At 64.6% G+C, this 19,992-nt stretch carries 17 protein-coding genes and 1 pseudogene; 7 read left to right on the top strand and 11 right to left on the bottom strand.

The window, feature by feature from the left end:
• Window positions 1-202: 202 nt before the first annotated feature.
• The 5 genes from SE92_RS29980 to SE92_RS29960 form a co-directional block, all read right to left on the bottom strand.
• On the bottom strand, window positions 203-475 hold the full coding sequence (locus SE92_RS29980) for a hypothetical protein (RefSeq protein ID WP_063201632.1): 273 nt from the start codon (window positions 473-475) through the stop codon (window positions 203-205).
• A 169-nt stretch (window positions 476-644) separates the two neighbouring features.
• Complete coding sequence (locus SE92_RS29975; RefSeq protein ID WP_063201629.1) at window positions 645-1,073, bottom strand: flagellar export chaperone FliS; 429 nt, start codon at window positions 1,071-1,073, stop codon at window positions 645-647.
• Window positions 1,074-1,094: 21 nt separating this feature from the next.
• Window positions 1,095-2,786, bottom strand: a complete 1,692-nt coding sequence (gene fliD, locus SE92_RS29970) for a flagellar filament capping protein FliD (protein WP_063201627.1) — start codon at window positions 2,784-2,786, stop codon at window positions 1,095-1,097.
• Between the two features lie 52 nt (window positions 2,787-2,838).
• Entirely contained in the window at window positions 2,839-3,663 is an 825-nt protein-coding gene (locus tag SE92_RS29965) for a flagellin (protein ID WP_063201624.1), read from the bottom strand.
• 141 nt (window positions 3,664-3,804) lie between these two features.
• A complete protein-coding gene (locus SE92_RS29960) occupies window positions 3,805-4,503 on the bottom strand; it encodes an RNA polymerase sigma factor (protein WP_063201622.1) in 699 nt (232 codons plus the stop codon).
• A gap of 511 nt (window positions 4,504-5,014) precedes the next feature.
• On the opposite strand from SE92_RS29960, the gene SE92_RS29955 reads away from it, so the two are divergent.
• From SE92_RS29955 to SE92_RS29945, 3 genes are all read left to right on the top strand, one after another.
• Window positions 5,015-7,429, top strand: a complete 2,415-nt coding sequence (locus SE92_RS29955; RefSeq protein WP_063201619.1) for a hypothetical protein — start codon at window positions 5,015-5,017, stop codon at window positions 7,427-7,429.
• Between the two features lie 94 nt (window positions 7,430-7,523).
• Window positions 7,524-8,810, top strand: a complete 1,287-nt coding sequence (locus SE92_RS29950) for a hypothetical protein (protein WP_502686783.1) — start codon at window positions 7,524-7,526, stop codon at window positions 8,808-8,810.
• A 12-nt stretch (window positions 8,811-8,822) separates the two neighbouring features.
• The gene (locus SE92_RS29945) at window positions 8,823-9,359 is read left to right on the top strand and encodes a hypothetical protein (RefSeq protein ID WP_063201614.1); all 537 of its coding nucleotides are present in this window, start codon (window positions 8,823-8,825) and stop codon (window positions 9,357-9,359) included.
• Window position 9,360: 1 nt separating this feature from the next.
• Here the strand turns inward: SE92_RS29945 and SE92_RS29940 are convergent, their stop codons facing one another.
• From SE92_RS29940 to SE92_RS29915, 6 genes are read right to left on the bottom strand one after another with little or no spacing between them, the layout of a single operon-like run.
• Window positions 9,361-10,611 carry an acetyl-CoA hydrolase/transferase family protein gene (locus SE92_RS29940; RefSeq protein ID WP_063201612.1) on the bottom strand — a complete coding sequence of 417 codons (1,251 nt, stop codon included), beginning with the start codon at window positions 10,609-10,611 and terminating at the stop codon, window positions 9,361-9,363.
• 1 nt (window position 10,612) lies between these two features.
• Window positions 10,613-12,166 (bottom strand): AMP-binding protein, encoded by a 1,554-nt coding sequence (locus tag SE92_RS29935; protein ID WP_063201610.1) that lies wholly within the window; start codon window positions 12,164-12,166, stop codon window positions 10,613-10,615.
• A gap of 25 nt (window positions 12,167-12,191) precedes the next feature.
• Window positions 12,192-13,358 (bottom strand): acyl-CoA dehydrogenase family protein, encoded by a 1,167-nt coding sequence (locus SE92_RS29930; RefSeq protein ID WP_063201609.1) that lies wholly within the window; start codon window positions 13,356-13,358, stop codon window positions 12,192-12,194.
• Window positions 13,359-13,396: 38 nt separating this feature from the next.
• Complete coding sequence (locus SE92_RS29925; RefSeq protein WP_063201607.1) at window positions 13,397-14,686, bottom strand: TRAP transporter large permease; 1,290 nt, start codon at window positions 14,684-14,686, stop codon at window positions 13,397-13,399.
• Between the two features lie 8 nt (window positions 14,687-14,694).
• Window positions 14,695-15,243 (bottom strand): TRAP transporter small permease, encoded by a 549-nt coding sequence (locus tag SE92_RS29920; RefSeq protein ID WP_157095743.1) that lies wholly within the window; start codon window positions 15,241-15,243, stop codon window positions 14,695-14,697.
• Window positions 15,244-15,276: 33 nt separating this feature from the next.
• On the bottom strand, window positions 15,277-16,305 hold the full coding sequence (locus SE92_RS29915; protein ID WP_063201605.1) for a TRAP transporter substrate-binding protein: 1,029 nt from the start codon (window positions 16,303-16,305) through the stop codon (window positions 15,277-15,279).
• Between the two features lie 226 nt (window positions 16,306-16,531).
• Here SE92_RS29915 and SE92_RS29910 point away from each other — a divergent pair, with 226 nt between their 5' ends.
• The 4 genes and pseudogenes from SE92_RS29910 (at window position 16,532) to SE92_RS29895 (ending at window position 19,849) form a co-directional block, all read left to right on the top strand.
• Complete coding sequence (locus SE92_RS29910) at window positions 16,532-17,734, top strand: CaiB/BaiF CoA transferase family protein (protein WP_063201602.1); 1,203 nt, start codon at window positions 16,532-16,534, stop codon at window positions 17,732-17,734.
• Between the two features lie 32 nt (window positions 17,735-17,766).
• A pseudogene (locus SE92_RS29905) lies at window positions 17,767-18,234 on the top strand (MaoC family dehydratase); the annotation flags it as partial.
• Window positions 18,234-19,085, top strand: a complete 852-nt coding sequence (locus SE92_RS29900) for an HpcH/HpaI aldolase/citrate lyase family protein (protein WP_063203844.1) — start codon at window positions 18,234-18,236, stop codon at window positions 19,083-19,085. The pseudogene SE92_RS29905 and the gene SE92_RS29900, both read left to right, overlap by 1 nt.
• Window positions 19,086-19,108: 23 nt before the next feature.
• Complete coding sequence (locus SE92_RS29895; protein ID WP_063201599.1) at window positions 19,109-19,849, top strand: IclR family transcriptional regulator; 741 nt, start codon at window positions 19,109-19,111, stop codon at window positions 19,847-19,849.
• Window positions 19,850-19,992 lie beyond the last annotated feature (143 nt).

Below are 19,992 nucleotides of genomic sequence, written 5' to 3'. Positions count from 1 at the left end.
GATGTCGAGTCTATTTTTCGGCGATGCGGTGCACTCCCTCGCCCGCTTGCGGGGAGAGGGTTGGGGTGAGGGGGAGTCTCCGCAAGGACGGTGAAAGTTGGATTCGCGGAGAGTCCCCCTCACCCGGATCGCATCTTCGCAATCCGACCTCTCCCCGCGAGCGGGGCGAGGTGAAGGAAGCAACTATGCAAAGGAAAAAGCGTCAGCTCTCCGCCGTCTCACCTTCCGTGCGCGGCTCGGCGGAGTCGTCCTTCATCCTGGCCGCGGCGGCGACGATGCGGTCGGCGAGGCCTGAGGGCGCGCGGACCGCCGGGGCCGCGAGCGCGCGGCGCAAGGTCCGCGCCTCTTCCAGCAGCGCTTGCGCTGCGGGCGAGCGCGCCAGCAGCTCTTCGGCAGGCACGCGCCGATCGTCGGGCCAGAGCGAGAGATCCTCGCCCAGCCGGTCGATCAGTTCCTCAAACTCGGTGACGTCCATCGCCTGCCGGTCCCGCCATGGTCCGGCCCGTCATAAAGCATTGCGCGCGCGTCGGAAACCGGTTTCGAGGCGGCTTTGGCGCCAAAACGGCCCGGACCATTACGGAAGCCATCGAAGCGGGGGGCCGAAATCGTCGGCCACCGCCCGGCATCGGAGAGCGCCCGCCGCGTCAGCCCCTGCGCGCCGAATCGACTGGCGCGGCGCCTCCGCCACGCGCTGTCGCATCGACGAACTCCCAGGCCTGCCGAAGCTCGGCAAGCCCGGCGACGATGCGCCCAAAACTCGCGCGCGCATGGGGGCGGCCGAACGCCTTGTGACTTGCCAGGATCATCGCATTGTAGGTCTGGAACAGACGCTCCGCCACCGCACCGCCCTTGGCAAAATCGAGGTTGTGGCTGAGCCCGCGCAGGATCGCAGTCGCCCTCATCAGGTGCTCGTGCCCCTCCTCGAACCGGCGCGCCTCCTGCGCGGCCAGCGATTTCTGCAGAAAGGTGATCGCGCCGCCGAGCAGCATCGAAATCGCCTTGAGCGGCGGCACGCTCGTTGCCGCGCCCCGATAGGCCTGGTTGGCCATGTACGCCATCTGGTTATACATCATCGATTACTCTGTCTCACACGATCAATCGCTCGAGGAGCTATTCAACAGTGCCTTGAGATAAGTCAGCGTGCTGTTGGCGCTCTCGATCGCTGCCTGGTATTTCGCATATTGGGTCTGGAGCTGTGACTGCAGCGTCGCGGCCGCGCTGTTGATGTCGTCGACCTTCTGCTGAAGGTCGTCGTCGCGCGTGGTCAGATTGGTGATCAGCGTTTGCAACACGCCTGTCGACGACGAATAGTTCTTCGCGATCTGATAGAGCTGCGTCGCGATACCCGAGGTCGACGTCACCGTAATCGATTGGGAGGTCGAGCCGCTGTAAGTGAAGGCCATGCCGGCATAGATCGAGCCGGAGGCGCCGATGATTGTGGTCCCGCTGACCGTAAACAGCGTCGAATCACCGCCGACCGACGCGGAGGTGAGGTTGCCGTCGGAATCGACTGCCACATCCAGCGTGAAGGATTGTGGCGACGTCCCCGTATTGACGACGCTGAGCTGGCTGGACGACGTCGTGGTCTGCGCCGACAACAGCTTGGTCACGCCGCTCAGATCAGTGCCCAGGATGTCCGATAGTGTCGAGGTGTCGAGCTCCAGCTCGTTGCTCTCGTTGAACGACAGACCGAGATCGGCCATGGTCATGCCGCCGATCGTGCTGTTCAACGCATTCTGGAGCGCATCCATGATGTTGCGCATCGTTCCGTCGCCGAACAGGACCGCGCTCGAATCCGCCGTGCCGTCGGTCGCCGTCGCCTGTTGGGCGATGACCTCGTCGCGAAAGGCGTTGTAGTTGGTGACGAACGTCTCCAGCGCCGACTGGATCTGGCTGGTGTCGGTCTCGATGCTGATGTTCAGCGACGTTCCGTCCGGTGTCGCCTGGAGCAGGTTGAAGGTGACCCCGCTGAGGACGTCGGAGATGTCGTTGGTGTCACGTGTCATGGAGATGCCGTCGAGCGTGAATTCGGCCGACTGCGCCTCCTGGATGACGTTGGTGAAGCTTCCCGAGCTGTCCGTGACGCCCAGCTCGTTCATGATGTCGTCGCCGGACGTGCTGGAATAGCTGATGTCCGCTGCATCCTCCGTGCCGGTCAACACGAGGCGGTACGACGCGCTGGACACCTGCACGATCGAGGCCTGAACGTTGGTCGTCGAGGTCTGGGCATTGATGGCATCGGCGACGTCCTGGAGCGACATCGTGCTGGTGACGGTGATGTCGGTCGTCGTGCCGCCATCGAGCCCGATCGAGAACGTGCCGGAATAGCCGAGCTCGTCGGTCTGGCTCGATTGCGCTGTGCCGGACACCTTGTGGGCTGTGGCGAGCTGGCTGATCGTCAGGGTGTGGTCGCCGGTCGCCGCTCCGCTCTTGATCGTCATGGAGAGCGCCGAGGAGGCGCTGACGTCCCCGGTCGAACTGATGCTCGCGGCGCGCGTGGCAAAGGCGCTGGTGGACAACGAGTTGACCACCGCGGTCGAAAGCGAAGCCAATCCCGAATACAGCGTCTTCAGATCGCTCTGCAGCGTCTGATAGGCCGAAATCTTGGCCTCGTTGTTCGTGATCGTGGTCGAGATCGTGTCCGCCTGCGCGGTCTTCGCGTCGACGGCGGCCTGGATCAGCGCCGACCAGTCGATGCTGCTCGAATTGGTGGTCCCGCTCGTGGTGACGGAGACACCCGAACTTGTGCTGCTGCTGGTCGAACTGACGGAAGCCACTGTGCGCATCTGTCCCTGGTAAGAAGCGGGCCGGCATCATGCCGGCCCGCCCAAATTGTCGTCAGCCCAGCAGCTTGAGCAGGTACTGGGGCATCTGGTTCGCCGCGGCGAGTGCCGACACGGCGGCCTGGGTCTTCACCTCCGCGGAGGAGAGCTTGGACTGCTCGGCCGCGATGTCGACGTCCTTGATCGCCGAATTCGCCGATTGCAGGTTCTGGGTTTGGGTCGAGATCGAGTCCGCGCTGAAGTTGAAGCGGGATTCCTGGGCGCCGATGCTGGCGCGGGCGGCGGAGACCGTGTCGATCGCCGTGTCCAGTGTGCTCAGCGCCGAGGTTGCGTTTGACAGCGAGCTGACGTCGAGTGACGACACACCGAGCGACGAGGCCGTCAGGCTCGTGAGCGTGATGGTGATGGTGTCGGAGCCCGAGGAGCCGACCAACACCGAGACACCCGAGGCGAACACGCTGGAGCCGTCGAGCAGGCTCTGGCTGGAGTAGCGGGTGCCGGACGCGATCGAATCGATTTCGCTCGTCAGCTGCGTGAACTCCGAGTTGATGTAGGCGCGGCTGGAATCGGTCGTGGTGCCCGAGGCGGACTCCGAGGCCAACGACTTCATGCGGGCGAGAATGTCGGAGATGTTCGAGGCGCCGCCGTCGGCGGTCTGCAGGATCGCATTGGCCTGCGAGGCGTTGGTCGCGGCCTGCTGCAGGGTGGTGACGTCCGAGGAGATGCGGGTGGAAATCGCAAGCCCCGCGGCATCGTCCGATGCCGAGGTGATGCGAGAGCCGCTCGACAGCTTCGAGAGCGAAGACGTCTCCTGCGATGAGTTGATGTTGAGGTAACGGACCGCGGCATTGGCGGCGGTATTGGTGTTGATCGCGGGCATTGAAAGCTCCTGTGCTGATGGGCATGGCGTGCCGCATCGTTGAAGACGATTGACGACGCAGACCGCAGCCCCGTCCGTTCGCTCAAACGACGGAGCGCAAGGAGTTCAGGCGCGAAAATTTTCGCTGGCGCGATTTTATGGTTAGCAGTCGGTAAACGCGGTGCGGATGTCGCGCTCGTGCTTGCGCAGCAGCTGACGCAGCTGCTGGCGTCCGCGCTTGAGCAGCGACTCGACGGCGGCCACCGTCGTGTCCATCACCTCGGCGATCTCGCCGTTGCTCATGTTCTCGTGGTACGAGAAGATCACCGCGATGCGCTGCTGCTCCGGCAGGCGCTGCATCGCGGTCTCCAGCATGCCGTTCAGCTCGTTACGCGCGATGATCTCGACCGCGCCGGGCTGGCCGTCGGCGACCTCAGGCACGGTCTCGACGTTCTCGGTCCGCGGCTTGCGGCGCAGATCGATGCAGCGGTTGGAGATGACGCGGTAGAGCCAGGTCGAGAACTTGGCACGGCCATGCTGCCAGCGTCCACGATGGCTCCAGATCTTGAGCATGGTGTCCTGCACCACGTCCTCGGCATCCGCCGCGTTGCCGACGATGCGCAACGCGATCGCATAGGCGCGGTCGATATGACGCTCGACCAGCGCGCGGAACGCAATTTCGTCGCCGGTCGCGAGCCTGTCGAGAAGCTCGCTGTCTTCATCGTGGACGACATCGTCGGCAACAGGCGCGCTGTCCGGCGCGAGCGGCACGGAGGGCATCACCGGCACGATCGCGTCGACCGGCACCGTTGTCGTGATCTCGGCTTCGGCGGGAGCCCAGACATCAGCAGCGTAACTCATCCCGCAACCTCCAACCCGCAATGCCGCTGGCGCACATGCCGCACGGCTTCCAGGCGTTGAACGCAGGAGCAAAACAATCCGGTCGGAGAATTTTTGTTATTTTTCAAGATGTTACCTGGCATCTTTTGCCGAGCGTCGGGCAATAATTGCCGACAGCGCGATGCTCTCGCGCTTCAATTCTGCAATCATCACATCGTCTCGCGCCATGGCGGATCATCCATCCTGAACAGATGCAACGGTGAGAAAACGCTGACATTACCCGGCACTAGGTGATCGAACGCGACGCGCGCGTGGCGCATCGAGACGCGATTGTTTCCGAGTGTGAATGAACGCGAGACGACTTCCGCACTCGGCAATTTTTTCCGAATCACCTTTTCGAACCTAGCGGTTTTTTTGAATCTGTCAGTCGCGACGAACGCGATTTTGAATCGCGCGTGAACTTTTTTTGCGTTTGCGCGCCTGACTCCACGCATGCGCGCGTTAATCGTCCTGGTGGACGGGGAATTGCAGCATGAAGATCGCAGCGGCCGGCGCGGAGCGCCGCGCGCAAATTGTTTCTGCTTGGTCGTTCGATGTTTTCGATACATTTCTGCTGCGCGCCTGCACGACGGCAGATGGCGTATTTGAAAGGACTTACGAGCTATCCGGCATTTCACGTACTTGTCCGAATGTGTCCATGAGTTTCGTTCAGCATCGCATCCAGGCCGAATCGCGTGCACGCCGGACCGCGAAGGAGACGCGCGGCACGAGCGAAGTGCACATCGGCGAGATCTATTCCTATTTTCCGTTCAAGCTGTTCGGCCTTTCGCGAGCCGACCTCGACGATCTGGTCGAAGCCGAGTTCGCGGCCGAGGTCGCGCTTTGCCGCGCCAACCCGGAAATGATCAGGCAATATCTGGACATGAAACACGCCGGCCATCGCGTCGGATTCATCTCGGACACTTATTGGGACACGGGCCGGCTGGCGCGGCTGCTGCGCGCTTGCCATCCCGGCCTCGCCTGGGACTTCCTCTATGCGTCCTGCGACCATGGCAGCAGCAAGAGTGAAACCCTGTTCGCCACCTACCTCACAGAACAAGGCATCGACGCCGGCGCCTCCTTTCACGTCGGCGACAATGACAGGGCCGACATCAAGGGCGCGAAGCGTCACGGCATTCATCCCCGCTATTATCCGCAGGCATCGGCGCAGCTTGCCTCGACGTTTCAGCGCGAGACGGCCCTGTTCGAGCTGCTGTGCGCGGGCGCGCTGTCGCGGCTCGATCATGGCGCGCGCACGCTGCGGCGCATGGTCGCCGCGCGCAGCGCCGAGCGGTCCCGCGCCTTCCACCTCGGGCTGACCGTGCTCGGCCCCGTCATGACCGCGTTCGACGTCTTCGTGACGCAGCGCTACCGGGAGATTGCCGGTCCCGGCCGGCAGATCGCGCTCGGCTTTCTCGGCCGCGACGGCTTTCTGTCGCATCGGATCCGGCAGGAGCTGCATGGCGCCACATCGTCCTATCTCGAGATCAACCGGCGCGTCAGTCTGATCGCCTCGGCCGACACGATGCAGCCGCTCGTTGATCTCTTCAGCAAAGTGTTCAAGATCGACGCTCCGACCTTCCATGACATGGTGAAGATGATGCCGTCGAAGGTCGCGGCGTTCTTTGCCGGCTTTCCGGACGGGATTGCCTCCGGCGAAGACCTCGCCGAGGCGCTTCCCGAACTGATCGATCCGGCCGAGATCGTCACGCTCGCCGCGGGCTTGCGCGCCCGGCTGCTCGCCTATCTCCGCGACGCCATCCCCGGCTTCGACGACTGCACCGATCTCGTGCTGGCCGATCTCGGCTATTCCGGCAGCGTGCAGAAGGCGCTTCGCCGCATCTTCGACCTCGAAGGACTCAATATCCGTCTCCACGGCGCCTATCTGATGTCGCTCGACGACGCCTTCGACGACCTCGCCGAGGAGGACACCACGGCCGGCTTCGTCTCCGACCTCGTCGTCACCCCGCACGTCAAACGCATGCTGATCCGCAATGTCGCGCTGCTGGAGCAGGCCTGCTGCTCCGCCGACGGCTCGGTGCGCGATTATGACGGCGGCGCGGTGCTGCGCGAAATCAATCCGCGCCCTCCGGAGCAGCTGGCGTTAGCCGCTGAGATCCAGGCCGGCGCGCTGGCTTTCGCTGGCAGCGCGGACGACGTCGCGCGCGACTACGGCCTCGATCCCTATGCCGCACCCGATGTCGCGGCGCGCTGGTGCGCGGCGACGCTGGCGCGGCTTCTGCTGCTGCCCGACGATGACGAGTTGACACTGCTCGGCACGTTGAAGCACGACGTCAATCTCGGCACCCACGCGCTCGCGCCGCTGCTGGACCAGCAATTCGTGCGCGACCAGATCACTGCCCGCGGCCTCTCGGCGGCTTGCACGGCCGCCGCACCACCAATGTGGCTCGCCGGCAGTTTTGCGGGCCTGTCGCCGTCCTACAATTATCTGTACGTGCTGTTCGGCGCCAACCGCTTGCCCGCTGACGTCTTCGAGGAGCGGGCTGCCGGCCCGGTCCAGGTCGGACTGTTCCGCGCCGACGGCGGTGCGGCGCTGGAGGCGGTGATCGTCCACCGCACCGGCCTCGGCGAGTTGCGCCTGCGCATCCCGCTATCGCGTCGCATGGCGGTCACCACGATCGCGCTGCCGCTGGCCAAGTTCGCGCGCGAGGGCCTGCTTCACGGCGTGACCGTGCAGCAGGGCGACGACGTTCGTGACGCCGCCGGGAGCCAGGATGTTGTCGCTATCGCGACCGACGGGCTGATCTATGCCGGCTTGCAGCGGAATGGCGGCCACTATCGCGCCGAGACTGAAGACGGCTGCCTGCTGATCCCGGTCAGCCCGATGACCCGGGAGATCGCGATCTATTCCGTCGCGATCACCCCGCTCGCAGCCGCCCCCAAATAGTACGCCTGATCGCGCTGCCCCGGCCGTTGAAGTCCCAGGGCTGACGAGGGGGCACGGAAAATTGCGGGACGATACGCAGGCAAATCTTGATCAAGTGCTGCAATCCGGCGGCATCCGGCTGGGCCGGGCCCAGCACGACCGCCTGAGCTGGCTGGTCGGCCAGTACGGTGCCCCCACGCTCGATGACGTCCCGGACGGACGGCGCAGCGGCGTCATGATCCTGAAGGAGCCACCGAGCGGCGCGGCGGCCGAGTTGCTCTACCGCTCGCTCAATCCCGCCTGCGCCGTCGTCGTTCCCAGAAGCGAGAATCCCGGCTTCGATTTTCTCAAGTCCAAGCTGACTGAATTCGGCACCATCGGTCCCTGCGGCGCTGACGGCCCGCACGAAATGTGGTGGGGCGGCATCGGCTGGTCCAAATTCCTCGCCGCCGCCGACACGTCCACCCCGCGGCCGCGGATCGTCTCCTGCCATCCGCGCGGCGGCGACGAGGCAGCGCCGCTCCGGCTCCGCCATTCACTCGAACGCCTGCAGCTTGGTTGCCATATCGAGGCGATCGACACCCAGCTCGACGATCGCCTGCTCTGCTTCGAGAAGGCGGAGTTCATGGTGCGGATGTGGAACAAATATCGCGAACCGCTGCTGTTCGTCGATGCGGGCGCTACCTTGCGCGAGGCGCCGCTGCTGCCCTCCTTCCTCGGCTGCGACGTCGCCCTGCACAAGTGGAATCGCTGGGAGATGTCGGCGCGCACGCTCTATCTCGGTCGCTCCGCGCATGCGGAACGGCTGCTTCGCGCATGGCAGCAGCTTGCGGCCGCCTATCCCGCGATCTGGGAAGGCTACCTGCTGGACCAGGCCTGGAGCCTGACGTCGTCGCAGGTGCCGCTCGATACCGTGTGGCTGCCGCGCTCCTACCACGCGCTGAGAGGCGATCTCGGCGCTTCGCGCGCGACGATCCTGCATGACCAGCAGACGACGACGCTGGAGCTTGGTCCCGATCCCGGCTTCGCGAGCATCGTGCGCACGGCCCGCCGGGCCGGCCGCACCGGTGCCCGCGACGCCTTCATGGTGATGACCTCGAAGGCCGCGACCGGAGGCGGCATCGCCGTGATCCTGCGTGACGTCTCGGCCAGCGATGCCGGAGCCGTGGCGGCGACCGTCGAGGCCGTGACCGGCGCCTATGCCGCCGATTGCGGTGGCTACGGCCGGCTCGAGCTGTCGCTCTGCGCCTGGCAGGACGACGTTGGTCTCGCGCGTGAAGCCGCGAGCCTGGCGCGTTACCGCATCCTGGAAATCGCGCCGGGACAGCGCATCGCCAACGACTTTTTCGCAAGCCACGCGTCCGACGATGCTGCCATGACCGCACGCCAGCTTTTCCCCTGAGGGCCCCTCACGATGCTCAAGACCATCATCCTGCTCACCGACACCGTGCACCAGCAGCAGCCGCTGGCCAATCTGCTCCGCGAGCACAACGGCGATCTCTCCTTCTGCTCGGCGCTCCGTACAGCGGACCTCAGCGCCATCGACCCGAACGTCCTGAGCGAAGCGCGGCTGGTGTCTTTCGCCGCCGATGTCGCCGTGCCGGAAAAATTCCTGCTCAAGCTCGGCTATGGCGCCTACAAATTCTACGCCACGCCGACGCAATATCCGGGTCTGCCGTCGGCGCCCGACGACAGCGACGACGATCCGCGCTGCTACTCCGTGATCGCGCAGTCGATGACGATCTGGCCGGATTTCAAGAAGGTGGTCGGCCTGGAAACGGTCACGATCCCCGATGGCACCGCTCCTGCCGAGCGCGAGCGGCTGGTGTTCTCCCGCCTCGCCCATCTGTTCTGGGGCATGTCGCACATGATCGCAGGGGAGGTGACGGACCTTCCCGGGGTCATCGGCTCCGGCGAGAGCCAGCGCCCGACGGCCGCGATGATGAACTGAGCTAACGCGCGCGAAGCTGCGCCGACAACCCGTCGCGGTGCTCGGGCGCGGCGATCGCGATCATGCGCCGCGCCCGCTCGACAAGGCCAGAGCCGCGCAGCTCGGCAATCCCCCATTCGGTGACGACGGCGTCGACATCGGCGCGTGGCGTCGTCACCGTCTCGACGTCGGCGACGATCCGGCTGGTCCCATCGGGCGCCGTCGCCGGCAGCGCGATGATCGCCCTTCCTCCGGGAGAGGCATTGGCCCCGCGCACGAAATCGAGCTGCCCGCCGATCGCGCCGATCGCAACACCGTTCAACGTCTCGGAATTGACGCTGCCGTCGAGCCCGACCTGAAGCGCCGAATTGATCGCGACCAGCCGGTTGATCCGCACCAGCACGTCCTGGCCGTGGGTGTAGGAGGTCGGCCGCACGGACACGGCCTTGTTCCCATGCACGAAGCGGTAGAGCCGCTGCGTGCCGATCACCTGGTTTGTGACCGTGATCCCGGTATCGATCCCCTTTTCCGCATTCGTCACCGCGCCGCACGCGATCAAATCGACGACGGCATCGTTGATCAGGCCGGAATGGATGCCGAGATTGCGCAGATGAGAGAGCGAGGAGAGTATCGCGTCGGGAATTCGCCCCACCCCGAACTGCAGCGTGCAGCCGTCGGCGATCAGGCTCGCCGCACGGGCTGCAATGCGCCGTGAGACGTCATCGGGCGGCGTCGAGGCCAGCTCGACGGGTGGCCGGCGCGCGGCCACGCGAATATGGATCGGCACATCCTCCGGCCATTCCGCCCCGAACGTGAACGGCGCATCCGGATTGATCTCGGCGATAACGATACGCGCACCGCGCGCGGCGTCGATGACGTAGTCGTTCGAGAGGCTCGCGCTCAAGCGGCCCCCGGAGGCTTCGGCAAGCTGCACCAGAACGACGTCCGCCCTGTGGCGACGCGCGGCGAAGTCAGCACAGAAGGCGCTGTAATTGCTGGGTATCACGTCGAGCCGCCCGGCCTTCGCCAGCCGCCGCACATTGCCGATCACGCCGTAACTCTGGAACGCCACGTTGGGGGCGCAGGCCACGGGGAACGTGTCGGAAAAGATCGGCCCGACCATCATGCGGAAGGCCGGAAGTCGCGCGGCCTGCTGCATCAGCGCTTGCGTCAGGGTGACGGGCTCCGCCGTCGCCTGCCCGCACACGACGAGATCGCCCTCGCGGATCAGGCCGGAGAAATCGATCGGCGCCGAAGGTTCGGAGATCGCCATCTCAGCCCATCGGGGTGAGGCGCTTGGAGGACTCCGCCAGCAGCGTGCGCAGCTCGGTCTTCACGATCTTGCCGTAGCTGTTCTTGGGCAGCTCATGGATCTCATAATAATGCTTCGGCCGCTTGAAACGCGCGATCCAGGCGTTGCACATCTGGTCGAGCTCGGCGCGCGTCACCGCCCTGCCCGCGACGGGAACGACGACCGCCACGACCTCCTCGCCCCATTCCGGATGCGGCCGGCCGATCACCGAGACTTCGGCGACAGCCTCGTGCCGCAGCAGCACTTCCTCGACCTCGCGCGGATAGATGTTGGTGCCACCGGAGATGATGACGTCCTTGGAGCGGTCCTTCAGTGTGAGGAAGCCTTCGGCGTCGAAGGCACCCATGTCGCCGGTATGGAGCCATCCGTCGCGCAGCGTATTCGCAGTCGCCTCCTGGTTCTGCCAGTAGCCGGACATCACGGTATCGCCGCGCACGATGATCTCGCCGACCTCATCCGGCGCAACGTCGCGGCCCGTCTCGTCCACCGTGCGCACCTGCACGACGCCTTGGGCGATGCCGACCGAGGCGAGGCGCTCTTCGTGGCGGGGATGCCCGGTATCGACATGCATCGATCTCGGCAGATACGTGATGGTCATCGGCGTCTCGCCCTGACCATAGATCTGCGCCAGCTTGGGACCGAACACGCCGAGCGCGGCCTTGCAATCGGCGACATACATCGGACCGCCGCCATAGACGATGGTCTTCAACCCTGGTGCGGTTGCACCCGCCGCCTCCGCCGCGACCGTCAGGCGCCGCACCATGGTGGGCGCGGCGAAGAAGGAGATGTTCTCGCGCTTTGCCGTCAGCGCCAAAATCTCGTCCGGCTCGAAACGGCCGCTCTCCGGAATGATCTGCGCGCCCATGCCGAGCACATGCGGCACCATGTAGAGACCGGAGCCGTGCGACATCGGCGCGGCGTGCAGCAACGCCTCGCCTCCTACGATCGGATTGATCTCGGCAAGGTAATTCAGCGACATCGCGAGCAGATTGCGATGGCTGAGCACGGCGCCCTTGGGCCGGCCGGTGGTACCGCTGGTGTAGAAGATCCAGGCGGGATCGGTGATGGCGACGTCGGCGATGGAGATGCCTTCGACCTTCTCCAGCGCGCGGTGCTCGGCTGAACCGATCTCGACGATGCGCGGCTTGACTGTCGCGAGCGTCAACGCCTCGGAGGCAACACCCGCCATGTCCTCGGTCACGAAGACCACGGCCGCACCTGAATTGTCGAGAATGAACGCAACCTCGCGCGGATGCAGTTTTGCGTTGATGGGAACGGCGACCAATCCCGCATGCCAACACGCATAGAGGCAGGCGACGTAATCAGGCACGTTCTTCATCAGCAGCGCCACGCGATCGCCCTTGGCGAGGCCGAGGCGTTGCCGCAGCGCGCCCGCGAGCGATGCCACCGTGTTGGCGAGCCGGCCGTAGTCGGCGACCACCGTCAGCCCCTTGAGCAGGGCCGGCGCGGACGCGTCGGCCTTGGCGGCACGCAGCAGATGATGAGCGAGGTTCACCGCGATCCTCCCCGGGGCCCTAAGGCTAATACGATTTGGCGAGCCCCAGCACCTTTTCGGCGATGAAACTGAGCGCGAGCTGCGGGCTGACCGGCGCGATGCGCGGGATCAATACTTCGCGCAAATAGCGCTCGACGTGGAACTCCTTGGCGTAGCCAAAGCCGCCATGCGTCATCACCGCCTGCTCGCAAGCGTGGTAGCCGGCCTCACCGGCGAAATACTTCGCAGCATTGGCGCCGGCGCCGCAGGGCAGGCCCTTGTCGTATTGCCAGGCTGCCTGCATCACCATCAGCCAGGCGGCCTCGAGCTCGACCCAGTTCACCGCGAGCGGATGCTGGATACCCTGGTTCTTGCCGATCGGACGGTTGAACACGACGCGCGTCTTGGCATATTCGGTGGCGCGTGACAGCGCCAGCTTGCCGAGGCCGACCGCTTCCGCCGCGATCAGGATGCGCTCGGGGTTCATGCCTTCGAGGATGTACTGAAAGCCCTTGCCCTCTTCGCCGATGCGATCCTCCATCGGGATCTCGAAGTCCTCGAAGAACAGCTCGTTGGAATCGACGACCTTGCGGCCCATCTTCTCGATCTCGTGGACCTTGATCCTGGTGCGGTCGAAATCGGTGTAGAACAGGCTGAGGCCGTGGGTCGGCGAGCGCACCTCCTCCAGCGGCGTGGTGCGCGCCAGCAGCAGAATTTTGTGCGCGACCTGCGCGGTCGAGATCCACACTTTCTGGCCGTTGACGATGTAACGGTCGTTCTTGGCGACCGCCCGCGTCTTGAGCTGCGTGGTGTTGAGGCCGGTGTTGGGCTCGGTGACGGCAAAGCACGCCTTCTCGCTGCCCTCGACCATCGGCGGCAGCATGCGCTTGCGCTGCTCCTCGGTGCCGAACACGACGACGGGATTGAGACCAAACACGTTGATGTGCACTGCGGAGGCGCCGGACATGCCGGCCCCTGATTCCGCGATGGTGCGCATCATGATCGCGGCTTCGGTGATGCCGAGACCCGAGCCGCCATATTCTTCCGGCACGCAGATGCCGAGCCAGCCGGCGTCGGCCAGCGCCTTGTGGAAGTCGTGCGGAAAGCCGCCGTCGTGGTCCTTCTTCAGCCAATAGGCATCCGGAAAGCCTTCGCAGATTTTTGCGATGGCATCGCGAATGGCTTCCTGCTGATCGGTGAGCGCGAAATCCATGTTCTTGATCTCCTTCTTGGGAGCCGCGAGCTCCGATCCTAACGCCCCATCTGCGAGGGCAGCCAGAGGATGATAGACGGAAACGCCACCAAAATCGCGATCGCGATCAGATGCGCGATGAAATGCGGGAAGGTGCCGTGGAACACTTCCGCCACCGGCCGCTTGGCGTAGCGGGCGACGATGAAGCAGTTGAGGCCCACCGGCGGCGTGATCATGCCGACTTCGGCGGTGACGATCTTGATGACGCCGAACCAGATCGGATCGAAGCCGAGCGTCTTGATCAGCGGCAGCACGATCGGCACGGTCAAGACCAGGATCGCGATCTGGTCCATGAAAGAGCCGAGAACGATGTAGCCAAACAGAATGAGCGTGATGATCACCCAGCGCGAGGTCTGCAAGGACCCGATCCAGGCGACGAGGTCCTGCGTGACGTGGGTGAGCGTGAAGAAATAGCCGAAGATCGAGGCTCCGACCAGGATCGTCACGATCATGCAGGTGCCGTGGCAGGCGCTGAGCAGCGCCTTGTAGAGCGAGCCGGGTGTCACCCTGCGCTTGGTAATGGCAAGGCCCAGCGCTCCCGCAGCGCCGAGTGCAGAGGCCTCGGTCGGTGTCGCTACGCCGAGATAGATCGTGCCGGTGACGAGCGCGAACAGCAGCACCATCGGACTGACTTGCCACAACAATGCAAATCGTTTCCGCCACGGTACCGGCTCCACGCGCGGGGCGCGCGAAGGATCCTGCCAGACCAGGAAGTAGATGGTCGCCATGATTGTCGCGGTCACGAGGATCGCGGGAATGATGCCGCCGATCAGAAGTTGCCCAATGTTGACTTCCGCGAGCAGACCGAAAATCACCAGCGCCACGCTGGGTGGAATCAGCATGGCGAGCGTTCCCGAAATGGCGACGACGCCGGCCGCCATTTTCGGCTCATAGCCCTGCTTGATCATCGCGGGGAGGCTCGTTGCCGACAGCGTCGCCGCGGATGCCGTCGAAGTCCCGCAGATCGCGCCGAAACCGGCGCCGGCCAGCGCCGTCGCCATGCCGAGCCCGCCGGGAATCCGGCCGATCCAGGCAGACGCCGTCTCGAACATGTCGTCGGCGACGCCCGACAGCAGGACCAGCTCTGCCATGAGCAGGAACATCGGGATGGTGATCAGTTCGTAGGACGATACCGTGGAGAGCGGCGCCGTCTGCAGGATGCCGAACAGCGTGCTGGTGCCACCGACCATCAGGAGGCCGACCGAACCTGAGAACCCCATGGCAAAACCGACCGGTGTACCGATCGCCAGCAGGAGGAAGAGCAGCCCGAGTACGAGAAAAACAGTCATTGTGCCGCCTATTCGAAGCTGCGGGCTTCGTCGGTCACCGACGGAAGTGGGAAAATGTCTCTGCCGGAGACGAGGCTGGCCACATGGCCCACGAGCTGCAACGCCAGCCGCAGCACGAGCACGCCGCAGCCGAGCGGCACGAGCACCGCGGAGATCCAGGTCGGCCACGGAATGGCACCGGAGAGCACATCGTGCTGTTCGTAGTTCTCCAGCGCGCGATCGAATCCGACCTTGCTGATGAGGACGAAGACGAACAGTCCGGTGAGGGCGGTGACGATCTCGGAGAGCCGCCGGCCTGCAGGCGGGAAGCGCGACGCCAGGACGTCGACACCGACATGCGCATGCACGCGCAGAGTATCCGACAGCGTCAGAAAGAATGCCCCCGCGAGCAGATAGAGACCGATCAGGTCATAGGTGAAGGAAAGGGGGCTATTCAGGACGTAGCGCATGAAGACGTCGACCACGACAAGCGTCATGATTGCGAAGAGGCAGATCGCCGCGATCACCGTAAGTGCGCGCTCCAGCACGCCGAGTAGATCCGTTGCTCGCCTGATCACCTCTGGCCCCCTCCTGTGCCGAATCGGGTCGAACTACTTGGCGCCGCCGGCGGCGAGCAGGTCTTCGAACTCCTTCAACGCGGCGGAGGCCTGCTTGCCGCGGCTGTCGAGCCCGCTCGCCCATTCCTTGCCGACGCCCTTGAGCTTGTCCTTCATCTCGGCACGCGTCGCTTCCGGCAGCGGATCGAAGCTGATGCCTTCGTCCTGCATCTGCTTCTTGGTGGTTTCGCCTTCCTTTTCGACGCCGGCGCAGGCCTGCGGCGTGATCGCCTCGGAAGCCTCATTCATCGCCTTCTTCACGTCGTCGGGCAGCTTGTCCCAGACTGACTGGTTGATGGAGTAAGCAACGATGAAGCTGCCGAAGCTGACGCCTTCGGTGGCGTGCTTGACCAGCTTGTCGAGACCATAGGACACGACGCTGTCGAGCGGGAAAAGCAGGCCGTCCATGGTGCCGCGCGACAGCGACTCATAGGCATCGGGCGCAGCCATGCGCACCGGTACGGCATTGAGCGCACGCAGCGTCAAATCCTGCGCGCCGCCCGTGGTGCGCAGCTTCAGACCCTGCATGTCCTTGGTGGCTTCCACCTTCGACTTGACGGTCCACACCTGGTAGGGCGGCAGCACGACGGCCATCAGCAGCTTGATCTTGTTCGGCGCGTATTCCTGCTTGGCCAGAATGCCCTCGCGCGCGCTCTTCCAGTAGGCGAGCGTGCCCTGGCAACTGGTCGCGAACGCGCCCGGCAATTGCGCGACTTCCGACAGCGGCATCTTGTCGGACACGTAGGACGGCCCGATGTAGCCGATGTCGACCACGCCGGACTGGGTCAGCCGCAGCATGTCTGCGGCTTTCCCGATCTGCTGGTTCGGGTAATAGGTGAAGGTCACCGCGCCGTTGGTGCGCTTGGTGACGTCGTCCATCCAGGGCTTGAGCATCAGGCGGACGAGGTAGTGACCGGCGGGGAAGCTGTCGGCGACCTTCAGCTCCAGAGCCTGCGCCGACCATGTCGAGACCGGCAAAGACAGCGCGAGCGCGGCGACAATCCGGACCAGGTTCTTCTTCATTTCATTCTCCTTGACGCGTCCCCACGCCGGAGGCGGCAGCCGATCGCTGCGGCACCTACGGCTTCGTTCCACTTCTTGCTTGAGGAAAATGTACATATACGTGAATTTATTTGTCAAGTATATGAACTGTGCATGGAGCCATGCGCTTGGGACCGCGAACCTCGAATTGACACCTCCATTTTATGAACTCTAACTCCACGTATATGAATTCATCCCACGAGGCCCCATGGGACCGCTTGCCGGCTTCACCGTTCTCGACCTGACCTCGGTGCTGATGGGCCCCTACGGCACCCAGGTTCTGGCCGACATGGGCGCCGACATCATCAAGGTCGAAAGCCCCGAGGGCGACATCGTTCGCCAGATCGGCCCCGGCCGCACGCCCGGCATGGGCGGGATGTTCCTCAACGCCAATCGCGGCAAGCGCAGCATCGTGCTCGACCTCAAGAAGAAGGAAGGGCGCGAGGCGCTGCTGCGGCTGGCGAAGCGCGCCAACGCGCTGGTCTATAACGTGCGCCCGCAGGCGATGGCGCGGCTCGGCCTCGACTACGAGACGCTCGCCGCTATCAATCCCGCGCTCGTCTATGTCGGCGCGTTCGGCTACGGCCAGTCCGGTCCCTACGCGGCCAAACCCGCCTATGACGACCTGATCCAGGGCGCGGCGACGATTCCGACATTGCTCGCCGCCGCCGGTGACGGCACGCCGCGCTACGTTCCCGTCACCATTGCCGATCGCATCGTCGGGCTTATGATGGTGAATGCGATCATGGGCGGGCTGATGCACCAGCAGCGCACCGGCATCGGGCAGCGCATCGACGTGCCGATGTTCGAATCCATGACCGAGTTCGTGCTGGTCGATCATCTCGGCGGGTTCACCTATGACCCGCCGCTCGATCATGGCGGCTATCCCCGCCTGCTGTCGCGCTATCGGAAGCCCTACAAGACCAGCGACGGTTATCTCTGCGTGCTCATCTACAACGACAAGCACTGGCGCAGCTTCTTCGAGGCGATCGCGCAGCCGGAGTTCCTGCAGCAGCCGCGCTTCGCCAACCACGCGGCGCGCACCAAGCACATTGACGAGATCTATGCGGAGATCGGTCAGATCTTCACGACGCGTACCACCGCGGAATGGCGCGAGCTCTTGGAGCGCGCCGATATTCCGGTGATGCCGATGCACACGCTGGAGACCATTCTGGACGACCCCCATCTCGATGCAGTCGGTTTCTTCAGGACGGTCGATCACCCCGTGGAAGGCCGCATCCGCCAGATGCGCGTGCCCTCGACCTGGAGCGAGACCCAGCCGGAAGCCGCCGGGCCCGCCCCGACGCTCGGCCAGCATGGCCGCGACATTTTGCGCGAGGCCGGCTTCTCGACCGAGGAGATCGAGCAGCTCGCCGAACAAAAAGCAGTTCACCTGGCCGCGCCGCCTTAAGCCGCAGCGCTGGCCAAAATCGCAGGACATACAGGGAGGAAACCGCGATGGCCGGACTTTATTTCGAAGACTTTTCCGTGGGCCAGGAGTTCAGGCATCCGCTGACCCGGACCGTCACGGAGATGGACAACACCATGTTCAGCCTGCTGACGCTCAATCCGCAGCCGCTGCATATCGACGCCCATTTCGCCGAAAAGACCGAGTTCGGCCAGCGCATTTTCAACAGCCTTTACACCCTCGGCATCATGATCGGCATGACGGTCTATGATACGACCATGGGTACCACCGTTGCCAATCTCGGCATGACCGACGTGACGTTTCCAAAGCCGGTCTTCCATGGCGACACCTTGCGGGCGACGACGAAGGTGCTTTCGTTGAGGGAATCCAAATCGCGCCCCAAAGCGGGCATCGTCGAGTTCGAGCACCATGCCTTGAACCAGAACGACGAAATCGTCGGCAAATGCCGCCGCATGGCGATGATGCACAAGAGGCCGGTCTGATGCGTTCGATGCTGTTCGTGCCGGGCGATTCCCCGCGCAAATTCGAGAAGGCGAGCGAAGGCAAAGCCGACGCGCTGATCATCGACCTCGAGGATTCCGTCGTCACCGATAAGAAGCCGGAGGCGCGTACGCTGACGCTTACCATGCTGACGAGCCGCCGCGGCCCGCACCAGCTCTACGTCCGCGTCAACGCGCTCGACACCGGCATGACGCTGGCCGATCTCGCCGCGGTGCTGCCCGGCAGGCCCGACGGCATCGTGCTGCCGAAATCGCAAGGCGGCGACGACGTGCGCCAGGTCGCGACCTGGCTCGAAGCCTTGGAAGCCGCTTCCGGCATCGCGATCGGCTCCACCCGCATCGTCTGCGTCGCGACGGAGACGGCAAGCTCGATCTTCGGCCTCGGCAGCTACAAAGGCTGCTCCCCCCGCCTCGCCGGCCTGATGTGGGGCGCGGAAGACCTCTCGGCCTCGCTGGGGGCCACCGAGAAGGCATCTAGCGGCGTGTTCCACAGCCCCTATCGCCTCGCGCGCGATCTCTGCCTCATGGCCGCGGCCGCGGCTGAGGTCGCGCCGATCGACACCGTCTATACCGACATCGACAATCTCGCCGGCCTCGAGCAGGAAACGCGTGCGGCGCGGCGCGACGGCTTTTCGGCCAAGGCGCTGATTCATCCCAAGCATGTCGATGTCGTCAATGCCGCGTTCGCACCGACGGAAGCCGAACGGACCTGGGCGGAGAAAGTGATCGCGGCGTTCGCCAGCAATCCCAATTCTGGCACGCTGCGGCTCGACGGCCAGATGATCGACAAGCCACATCTTCGCGCCGCGAAGAAGATCCTCGGCCAGCCCTAGAGAAGCAGGACCGCAACGCCGCCATGATCGTTCGCCAAGCCGCAAACGTCCTGGAGATCATGGAATTCTTCGCGCAAGTGAAGAAGCCGGCGACGCTTGCGGAGATCGCCGATCATTTCGGCTGGCCGCGCTCCTCGACCTTCAACCTGCTCGCGACGCTGTCCGAGAAGGGCTATCTCTATGAGCCGCGACCGCGCGCCGGATTCTATCCGACGCCGCGCTGGCTCGCGATGGCGCGGATGATCTCGGAGGTCGAGCCGCTGCCGCAATGGACGCATCAGCTGATCGCCGACCTCTCCGCCGAGACCGGCGAGACCGCATCCATCGTGGCGCCGGCCGGCGTGATGGCGGTGTTCATCGACGTCGTCGAATCCCAGGCCGCGATCCGCTATTTCGCCACCATCGGCCACCGCGTGCCGATCCACGCCACCGCCAGCGGCCGCGCGCTGCTGCTGCAATACTCCCAGGAAGAGCGCGACTCGGTCTATCGCAAGATCGAGTTCAAGCAATACGGCCCGTCGACGCCGATCAGCATCGAGGCGGTGGAGACCGAGCTGCGCAACTCGATTGCGCGCGGCTATTGCCAGAGCTTTGCCGATTACAGCCGCGACCTCGCGGGCGCCGCGATCCCCTTGCCGATCGGCGACCGCCGTCTTTCGGTGGTCGTCGCCGGCCCGGAATTCCGGATCGGCCCGAAGGTCGCGGATGTGGCAGCGCTGATCGCCAGGACGGTCGAGCGGTTGCGGCCGAAGGCGCCGGCCTGAAGCGCTGCGACCTCAGTCGAATCCCTGAACGGGCGGCGTCGAGGTCTGCGCCGGCGCGGCCGGCGCAGCCTGAACCGGCGCCGCCTGAGTGCCGGCGGCTCTCATCTGGCCGTTGGCATTCATGGCCTGGCGCGCGCGGGGCG

It is taken from the genome of Bradyrhizobium sp. AT1, from assembly GCF_001590795.1.
Classification (GTDB): domain Bacteria; phylum Pseudomonadota; class Alphaproteobacteria; order Rhizobiales; family Xanthobacteraceae; genus Bradyrhizobium.
Note: the sequence above shows the minus strand (reverse complement) of the source record. Positions and strands in the feature narration are given on the sequence as shown.